The organism is Halomonas sp. B23F22_20 (assembly GCF_043496985.1).
GTDB lineage: Bacteria > Pseudomonadota > Gammaproteobacteria > Pseudomonadales > Halomonadaceae > Halomonas.
In genome coordinates, this window is record NZ_JBIEKH010000043.1 from 1 (window position 1) to 8,474 (window position 8,474).

Annotated in this window: 9 protein-coding genes; 6 read left to right on the forward strand and 3 right to left on the reverse strand. The window is 65.7% G+C overall.

The window, feature by feature from the left end; translation table 11 throughout:
- Positions 1-303 precede the first annotated feature (303 nt).
- On the forward strand, positions 304-1,203 hold the full coding sequence (locus ACGTN6_RS20230; protein WP_394594824.1) for a hydroxymethylglutaryl-CoA lyase: 900 nt from the start codon (positions 304-306) through the stop codon (positions 1,201-1,203).
- Positions 1,204-1,292: 89 nt separating this feature from the next.
- Here ACGTN6_RS20230 and ACGTN6_RS20235 read toward each other — a convergent pair whose 3' ends face one another.
- The gene (locus ACGTN6_RS20235) at positions 1,293-1,946 is read right to left on the reverse strand and encodes a TetR/AcrR family transcriptional regulator (protein WP_394594825.1); all 654 of its coding nucleotides are present in this window, start codon (positions 1,944-1,946) and stop codon (positions 1,293-1,295) included.
- Between the two features lie 93 nt (positions 1,947-2,039).
- On the opposite strand from ACGTN6_RS20235, the gene fabF reads away from it, so the two are divergent.
- Positions 2,040-3,305: a beta-ketoacyl-ACP synthase II gene (gene fabF, locus ACGTN6_RS20240; protein WP_394594826.1), complete on the forward strand. Its 1,266-nt coding sequence runs from the start codon at positions 2,040-2,042 to the stop codon at positions 3,303-3,305.
- 153 nt (positions 3,306-3,458) lie between these two features.
- On the opposite strand, the gene ACGTN6_RS20245 is transcribed toward fabF, so the two are convergent.
- Positions 3,459-4,397: a GGDEF domain-containing protein gene (locus ACGTN6_RS20245; protein WP_394594827.1), complete on the reverse strand. Its 939-nt coding sequence runs from the start codon at positions 4,395-4,397 to the stop codon at positions 3,459-3,461.
- 449 nt (positions 4,398-4,846) lie between these two features.
- On the opposite strand from ACGTN6_RS20245, the gene ACGTN6_RS20250 reads away from it, so the two are divergent.
- The 4 genes from ACGTN6_RS20250 to ACGTN6_RS20265 are packed head-to-tail and all read left to right on the forward strand — an operon-like array spanning position 4,847 to position 8,324.
- A complete protein-coding gene (locus tag ACGTN6_RS20250) occupies positions 4,847-5,668 on the forward strand; it encodes a hypothetical protein (RefSeq protein ID WP_394594829.1) in 822 nt (273 codons plus the stop codon).
- Positions 5,669-5,716: 48 nt separating this feature from the next.
- On the forward strand, positions 5,717-6,358 hold the full coding sequence (locus ACGTN6_RS20255; RefSeq protein WP_394594830.1) for a hypothetical protein: 642 nt from the start codon (positions 5,717-5,719) through the stop codon (positions 6,356-6,358).
- Positions 6,355-7,161: a hypothetical protein gene (locus ACGTN6_RS20260; RefSeq protein ID WP_394594831.1), complete on the forward strand. Its 807-nt coding sequence runs from the start codon at positions 6,355-6,357 to the stop codon at positions 7,159-7,161. The genes ACGTN6_RS20255 and ACGTN6_RS20260 overlap by 4 nt, the downstream gene beginning before the upstream one ends.
- Positions 7,158-8,324, forward strand: coding sequence for a hypothetical protein (locus tag ACGTN6_RS20265; RefSeq protein ID WP_394594833.1), 1,167 nt, complete (start codon positions 7,158-7,160; stop codon positions 8,322-8,324). The genes ACGTN6_RS20260 and ACGTN6_RS20265 overlap by 4 nt, the downstream gene beginning before the upstream one ends.
- A 51-nt stretch (positions 8,325-8,375) precedes the next feature.
- On the opposite strand, the gene ACGTN6_RS20270 is transcribed toward ACGTN6_RS20265, so the two are convergent.
- Entirely contained in the window at positions 8,376-8,471 is a 96-nt protein-coding gene (locus ACGTN6_RS20270; RefSeq protein WP_394591451.1) for an integrase core domain-containing protein, read from the reverse strand.
- Between the last annotated feature and the right edge of the window lie 3 nt (positions 8,472-8,474).

Consider the following 8,474-nt stretch of genomic DNA (forward strand, 5'->3'; position numbering starts at 1 on the left):
TCGAGGTTCGAGGTTCGAGGTTCGAGGTTCGAGGTTCGAGGTTCGAGGTTCGAGGTTCGAGGTTCGAGGTTCGAGGTTCGAGGTTCGAGGTTCGAGGTTCGGCAGACAGGATGATCGCGGCGGAGGTGCGAACCAAGGGGTTTCCTTGCCCCTCGCACCTCGCACCTTGCCCCTCTTGCCTTGCCCCTCGCACCTCGCACCTTGCCCCTCTTGCCTTGCCCCTCGCACCTCGCACCTTGCCCCTCTTGCCTTGCCCCTCTTGCCTTGCACCTCGCCCGTCATGAGCAAGACAGGAGATAACCCATGGCATTTCCCAAGCGCGTGCGCCTGGTCGAGGTCGGCCCCCGCGACGGGCTGCAGAACGAGCCCGAGGCGATCGCCACCGCCACCAAGCTGGAGCTGATCGACCGCCTGGGCGCCGCCGGCCTCGCCCACATCGAGGCGGCGAGCTTCGTGTCTCCGAAGTGGGTGCCGCAGATGGCCGACCACCGCGAGGTGATGACCGGCCTTACGCGCCGCAACGGCATCGTCTACTCGGCACTGACGCCCAACCTCAAGGGCCTCGAGGCCGCGCTGGAATGCGGCGTTGAGGAAGTGGCGGTTTTCGGCGCCGCCTCCGAGGCCTTCTCTCAGAAGAACATCAACTGCTCGGTGGCGGAATCGCTGGAGCGCTTCGCCCCGGTGCTCGAGCGCGCCAAGGCGGCCAATGTGCGCGTGCGCGGCTACGTCTCCTGCGTGCTCGGCTGCCCCTACGAGGGTGAGATCGCGCCGGCCAAGGTCGCCGAGGTGGCAAAGGCCCTGTTCGACATGGGCTGCTACGAGGTCTCACTGGGCGACACCATCGGCACCGGCACCCCGCTCAAGGCCAAGCGCATGCTGGAGGCCGTGGCACGCGACATCCCCATGGACAAACTCGCCGCCCACTTCCACGACACGTACGGCCAGGCACTCGCCAACCTCTACGCCGTGCTCGAGGAAGGCGTGGCGGTGATCGACAGCTCCGTGGCCGGCCTCGGCGGCTGCCCGTATGCCAAGGGCGCCTCCGGCAACGTGGCCAGCGAAGACGTCGCCTACCTGCTTAATGGCCTCGGCATCGAGAGCGGCATCGACCTGGACAAGCTCGCCGAGACCGGCCACTGGATCACCCAGGCCATCGGCCGACCCAACCGCTCGAAGGCGAGCGTGGCGCTGGCCGCCAAGTAGCGGCTTCCAAGGCATCACGGCACCCAAGACGCAAAAGCCCCCGAGCCGGCTGACCGGCTCGGGGGCTTTTCCATGCGGGGAGAACAAGCCTAAAAGGCGGCGCGCGCCGCCCCCACCATATCCTCCATCTCGCTCTCCTCGACGCCGAGCATTCCCAGGATATGGCGCTGGGCGGCATTCAGGACATGCTGACGCTCCGCCTCCTCGGGCAGGCTCTTGGCGATGGCGACGGCGCCCACCAAGGAGGCGAGAATGGCGCGGGATTTCTCGGCGATGACCTCGCGATCGGGCTCGAACGGCAGCTTCTTCAAGCGCCCCAGCGCGATGAGCCGGGTCTCCAGCATCTTCTTCACGCGCAGGTAGGAGGCCTCGAACAGGGTGCGAATCTCGGCGTTCTCGTTGCCGATTTCATTGAACAGCACCGATTCCGGGCCGGGGGCTCGCTTGCGCTCCAGCTCCTGCAGGTTCCAGCAGTTGGCCACCAGGTCCGTCAGGTGCTTCACCGACAGCGGCCCCTTCACCAGCCTGGCCGCCCGGCTGCTCTCCAGGGTCTCCTGCACCGAGGCCTGATACAGCGCCTCCTTGGAGGCGAAGTGCGCATAGAAGGCCCCATGGGTCATCCTGGCCAGCTTCATGATCTGGCCGATGGAGACCTTCTCGAAGCCCCGGCGACTGAACAGCTCGATGGCCGACTTGAGGATTCGTTCCCGGGAATTCGCCTTGTGGGCTGCCGAGTAAGGCATCGCAACCTCGTCGTCACGCGACTGAATATTACCTTGATCATATCTTGCCCGGTGCTAGCTTGGCGAAAACCCCAAACCGCAAGGTAAAGCGCCATGCAGTCCCCTCTCGTCATCACCGGCATGGGAATGATCAGCCCGCTCGGGTGCGGCGTCAAGGCAAGCTGGGAACGGCTGGTCGCCGGCCGCTCGGGCATCGGCCCGATCACCCGATTCGATACCGGCGAGCTGCCGATCAAGGTCGCCGGCGCGGTGCCGGACATCGCCGACGACCCCGACGCCGGGCTCGACCCGGACCGGGTGGCGGATGCCAAGGAGCGTCGCAAGCTGGAGCGTTTCAGCCTCTACGCCATGGCTGCCGCCGACGAGGCCCTGGCCCAAGCCGACTGGTTTCCCTCGCGGCAGGCGGACCGCGACACCACCGCGGTGATCGTGGGTTCCGGCATCGGCGGCTTCCCCACCATCACCCAGGCCCAGACCACCCTGACCACGCGCGGCCACCGGCGTCTCTCGCCGTTCACCGTGCCAGCCTTCCTGGCCAACCTGGCCGCCGGGCACGTGTCGATCCGCCATGGCTTCCGCGGGCCGCTGGGCTGCCCGGTCACCGCCTGCGCCGCCGGCTTGCAGGCCATCGGCGATGGCATGCGGCTGATCCGCAGCGGCGAGGCCGAGGTGGCCGTGGTAGGCGGCGCCGAGGCCTGCATCGATCCGCTCTCATTGGCCAGCTTCAACGCCATGAAGGCGCTGTCGACGGAACAGGACGACCCGAGCCGGGCATCGCGCCCCTTCGATCGGGACCGCAACGGCTTCGTCATGGGCGAAGGCGCCGGGGTGATGGTGATCGAGACCCTGGCCCACGCCGAGGCCCGCGGAGCCACGCCCCTGGCCGTGCTGAGCGGCTACGGCACCCGCGCCGATGCCTACCACATCACCGCCGGCCCGGAAGACGGCGCCGGCGCCGCCTCCGCCGTGCGGGCGGCCCTGAACATGGCCGGCCTGTCCCCCGAGGCGATCGACCATATCAATGCCCATGCGACCTCGACGCCGGTCGGCGACCGGGCCGAGATCGCCGCGCTGCGGGGCGTGTTCGGCGATGGCCTGGCCGGAGTGCCGATCTCCGCCACCAAGTCGGCCACCGGCCATCTGCTCGGCGCCGCCGGCGGCGTGGAGGGCATCTTCTCCGCCATGGCGACGATGCAGGGCCGGCTGCCCCCGACCCTCAACCTCGACAACGCCGACGAGGACATGCAGGGCCTGGACTTCGTGCCCCACGCGTCGCGGGCGCACGCCATCCAGCACACCCTGTGCAACGGGTTCGGCTTCGGCGGCGTGAATGCCGCGCTGATCGTCAGCCGGCCGTAGCGGCCGACGTCGGCCGCCCGACTCTCTCACCACGCACCAAACGATAAGCCCCCGAGCCGGCGAACCGACTCGGGGGCTCTGTCATGCGGAGGAAACGCCAGCGGCTTGAACTAAGTGCTTGGTGAGACGGATCAGCCCAGGTTGTTGTGGCCATCATCCTATTTGCCATGGTCGATCGGACGAGGCATCGTCCATGTGAATTTGATCTCGGCCGGCAAGCTTGGCCCTGTAAAGGGCTCGGTCCGCGCGCGAAAAAAAGCTGATCGCCGTATCTCCAGGCTGCGCAGCCGCAACGCCCACGGAGAAGGTGTACCTGAAGTCCGGCCTATCCTTGAGGGGTCGCGATTTTCGCACACCGACGAGCATCCGCTCGACGATCAGCCTGGCCTGCTCGAGGGAAGTGGCCGGAAGCGTCAGGACGAATTCCTCCCCCCCGACGCGGCCAAAGCAGTCGGTGCGCCTCACGAGCCGATGGATGCGCTTGGCGAAGTCTTTCAGCACCAGATCACCGTTGTGATGGCCAAACTGATCATTGATGCGCTTGAAGTGGTCGATATCGAGTACGCACAGGCAGCCGGGGGATGGCGATTGATCGGTGACTTGCCCCTGCAGCAAGTCCTCGATTCGAGCCGTCACGAACCGGCGGTTCGCCACTCCGGTCAGCTCGTCGGTATATGAGGCCTTGATCGCCAGGTCCCGGTCCTGGCGAACCTCACGTGTGCTGGCCTTCAGGTCCGTCACATCGGTGGCAATACACAGCATCCAGCCATCTTCCCGGACCGTCTCTGTCATCCAGAGCCAGCGACCATCGAAAAGATCGGTTTCGAAGGCTCTGAAGCCGACCTTTCCCCGGCGCGACTGAGTGGAAAGCAGCCACTCTTCGAAGTCCGCAGCGCGAATGACGGTGCCTCGCTTGGCGTAGTGGTTGCGCCTCATCAGATCAGGCCAGAAAGGTGTCTCTTCCGGCTCGATGAAGTAGGACGATCGAAACGCCTCGTTGGCATACCGAAGTCTGTCAAAGCCATCATAGGCCGCGACAAGAACGGGCGAAGATTCGAACAACTGAAACAAGCTTTGTAGGACGTCGTTCATAAAACCAAATACCAGCCTGCCAACGGCCATCATCGTGCCGATGGCCGCTCAGCACCTTGAAATCGATGGCTTGGCACCATTCGCCTTGGATATCCGCATGCCAACAACCAGCATGCCATACACATCACCTATACGTTAGATCATTTGACATGTGGGCGTCGGGAATCTCGGACCGTCAAAATTATGCCGCATAATGAGTCACTTATCTTACGTCACGCTGAACCGTCGCTGGGTGCGGTCGTCTTCAGAAAATGACAACCGGGCCAACACGACAAGCCCCCGAGCCGGCGGACCGGCTCGGGGGCTTTGTCATGCGGGTGGAAGCAAGGCGCACGTTGCCTTCAAGCACCTCGGTTGCTACCCGGGCAGACCCGACCAACAGCATGCGCTGGGGAACATGGCTACGCTGGATACAGGGAACGAGAGAGCGGAGGCACCGGATGCGAGGCATGCTGCGCGCAGGGCTGATCGGCGGGCTATTGATAGGCATCAGCCTACCGCTCGCCGCACAACAACAAGTGCTGGTGAAAGGGGTAGAACAGGGGCAAGGTACTCTCAGGGCCCGCGGTGGCGAATGCTTCGCCATCACTCCCCAGCATGTCGTCGGGCTGGGGATGGGGCTCAGCGTGATCAACGCGGAACGCATCCGCGCCCCGGCGGAGCCACTCACCGACTTCGGCGACGACATCGCAGTCATCCGCGTCGCAGCCGAGGGGCGCATGCCCTGCGGCATGGGCTGGCCGCTCAATGAATCCCTCGACGATCTTCTACGGCAAGCGGTCAACCGCGGTCGTGAGGGGGTTATCCTGCGCGTACGCGACACCGGTGGCCTGGAGTCGCACGCCGTGCGATTCAGCGCCTTGGACGACCGCTATGTCGAGGTCAGCCTGCTGACGCCGAATAACGAGGCCTTCAAGGGCGTCAGCGGATCGAGGTTGCTGCTCGAGGGTCGCCCGGTCGGCATGGTACTCAGTACCGAGATGGGCGCCATTCGCGCCTACCGACAAGATGCTCTCAACCAACGCATCGGCGAGTTCTTTGCCGTGGGTGGCACGCGGCTGCCATCCAGCACCCTCCCCCTCGAACCCCGCCGCGGCCAGGTCATGGCCACCGCGCGTACCGCGGTGCGAGAGGAACCCTCCCCCTGGTCACCGGCGGTGCGCTGGCTGGAAGTCGGGCAAAGCGTAGAACTTAGGGCCAAGGTCAAAAGCCGCCCCTGGTGGCAAGTCCCCGGGGGCTATGTGCGCGTCCGGGATACCACCTCCCCCTAGTGCCTCGGCACTCTCCCGAATCACAACCACAACAATCAGGAGAATCCCATGCCCTACAAACGACTTGCTGCCCTGGCCCTGGCGCTATGCGCGACTCCCGCCATGGCCATGGATCAAAGCCGCTTCGAAGCGGCCCAGGAACGTGCCGCCATGCTCGACCAGGTGCGCAACCTGCTCGCCGACGAGAGTGCCTCGGTGCGCCTGGCGGTCTTCGAAGAAGTCATGAAAGACGAAGATCCGGTACTGCGCAGCATGGCCATGGAGGCCGCCTTCAGCGGCGACGACGACCGCCTGAAGACCGCCGGCCTGCGCCAACTGATCGAAGAACGCGAGTTCCTCGCCGTGGAGCTGATCGAACCCATGGATCCGTCCCAGGCCCAGTCCTACACCTACGGCGTCTGGCGCGAGCTGCTGCTCAGGGAGCTCAAGGTCGACACCGCCAGCGACGAGGTCTCCGGCAGGTTCGATAGCGCTCAATTCAGCAACGGCAACTTCATCGGGCAACTCACCCGCGGCGGCTGGCGACTGCAGCTCGATGCGGGATACTTCCGCTGCCATCTGGCGCTGAGCGAGCTCAATGGCGTCGACCTGATGGGCTCGCTGGAATGCGCCATCACCGGCCGAGGCAGCGGTGACGACTATGCCGGCGGCAACCGCTCGACTCTGCCCTTCCGGATCCGCCTGTCATGAATGGCGCCACCCTTGCCGCCGCCCTGCTGGCCGGGCTGCTCACCGTCTCGGCCACCCAGGCCCAGACGCCCGAGGCCGTCGAGTTCGCGCTCGAAGCACGCATCCTCAATGAAGGCTACGAGCCCGCGGTCGACGTTTCCGGGCGTACCTTGATGGGAGTGATGGCCGAGCCCAGCGGGCATCCCGACGGCGATGATCAAACGCAGCGGCTATACCTCTGGCTGCCCGATGGGCTGGACATCCAGGGACATCGCATCTGCATTTCGCTCAATTCCCGCGACGGCCACTACACCAGCCTGCTGGACGTATCGCTGGAGAGACTGGTCGCTCGGCGTTCCGGACTCGAGGAACGCGAGGCAGAGAATACCGAAGCCATGCCGGTGGATTTCGTGACCCGCAAGCCCGAGTACTACACGCAGTATGACCAGACCCCGCCGCCCCACCGACTGGCGGTGCTGGCCGAACTCAAGAGTGACTGCAGCCCCGCCACCCCGCGAGAGGCCGTGCTGGTAGCCGCCTGGCGGTCCTTCTCGGCGCCGCAGACGCTCAGCGTGCTGGCCAACAGCAGCCGGCTGGAGACCCTGCTGGCCGTCCTGGTCGAGGCCCCCGAGGGCGAGAGACGCCAACTCGGCGTGATGTGCCAGCCCATCGAGGCCCCCCAGCGTATCGCCTACGATGCCGCCTGCCGGCTGGATATCGCGCGGCTCAGGCGCGAGGGCGATCCCCTGATCAAGGAAACGTTGCTTGTCCGTCGCCGCGGCTCCAGCCTGGCCAGCCAGGTGCCGGTGGAGCTTGCACTGTGAGGATCCCCCGCCCGTCCGGTGGCAATGCCGGGCGCGGCGTCCAGGCCGCCTGGCTGGGCGGCGGCATGGCGGAGCGCCCCGTCGGCCAGACCCTGCTCGCCCTGGTGGTGACCCTGGCCGCCATCCCGCTGATCCTGCATCTGATCACCCAATTGTTTGAGCGCCCCTACGCCTTCTATATCGACGCCAACAGCGAGGTCCTCGAGCTCTCTACCACCGAACTCACCGGGACGAGGTGGTATCTGGGCCACGCTCGGCTGCTTTACCAGGTGGAAGCAGCACGCGAAGAACGACCTCCGGATGCGCTGATCCCCCTCGATCGCGAGGCGCCCGACACGGAGCCCTCTGACTTCCTGGGCTATCTGGAAATCGGCCCCAACGCCGCCGTCACCCTTACCCGTCAGGGCGCCGGCCCCCTCGACATCCAGATCAAACCCGCCCGGTCGGGCGATCCACCCGATGCCTCGCGACTTCCGGCCGTCCTGCTGGAGCCGTTGGCATGCGATCTCCCCATGCCCCCACACGCCAGCGCATCGCGTCATCCAAACTGTGGCGACGACGAAGAACCAACGAGCCTCACCGAGCCCCTGGCGCTACGGGAAGCCACCCTGAGGGTCGACATCGGCGAGTCGCCACTCAATGGCACCCTCAAGGGACTGGGGCACATCGGCGGCGAGCCCTATCAACCCACCACTCCCGCCTCTCCACCGCTCATGCGCCACGGCGAGGTCGCGGTGGTCGGTCGGCGGCTGGTCTCGGAGCAGATCTACACCCTGATGCGGGCCCCGCTGCACCTCGGCGACACCGTCAGCGTGCGAGGCGGAGCCGTCAGCCCGCCGGCCGCAGCAGAGCAGGAGGACTCGGCGCTCTTCACCTGCCTGTTCTCGGTGGAAAGCAAGGCCCTGGAAGGCAAGGGCATCGACCTGGCCTGTCACGCCAGCGGGCGGTCGCTGGCCATCGGCCGCTACGGTGACATAAGCCGCAACGACCTCGCTCCACGCCCCTGGGACGTGCTCATCAATGAACCCAGCATGCAAGCCACCCTGCCACTGGCCATCACGGGCCTTTTCATACTGGTGATGCGCCTGCTGGATGGGCTTTATCCACGACTCTGCCGAAAGCTGAGCGCCGGCCTGGCCCGCCTCCGACAGCGGCGTTCATGACGTCCTCCCCGGCAACGGAGGACTGTAATGACCCCCTAGTTTCTGCTCACCCTACGCGGCTAATGCTGGGTGTGCTCGGGGAGCCACATAGCCCAGAGACTGATGTGGCCGTACGTCGTTGTAGTAGCGGATCCATCGGCTGATCACCGC

Bases quoted from the DNA above. Each gene is read 5' to 3' on its own strand.
- ACGTN6_RS20230 (WP_394594824.1), top strand. From the start codon at position 304: ATGGCATTTCCCAAGCGCGTGCGCCTGGTCGAGGTCGGCCCCCGCGAC.
- ACGTN6_RS20235 (WP_394594825.1), bottom strand. From the start codon at position 1,946: ATGCCTTACTCGGCAGCCCACAAGGCGAATTCCCGGGAACGAATCCTC.
- fabF (WP_394594826.1), top strand. From the start codon at position 2,040: ATGCAGTCCCCTCTCGTCATCACCGGCATGGGAATGATCAGCCCGCTC.
- ACGTN6_RS20245 (WP_394594827.1), bottom strand. From the start codon at position 4,397: ATGAACGACGTCCTACAAAGCTTGTTTCAGTTGTTCGAATCTTCGCCC.
- ACGTN6_RS20250 (WP_394594829.1), top strand. From the start codon at position 4,847: ATGCTGCGCGCAGGGCTGATCGGCGGGCTATTGATAGGCATCAGCCTA.
- ACGTN6_RS20255 (WP_394594830.1), top strand. From the start codon at position 5,717: ATGCCCTACAAACGACTTGCTGCCCTGGCCCTGGCGCTATGCGCGACT.
- ACGTN6_RS20260 (WP_394594831.1), top strand. From the start codon at position 6,355: ATGAATGGCGCCACCCTTGCCGCCGCCCTGCTGGCCGGGCTGCTCACC.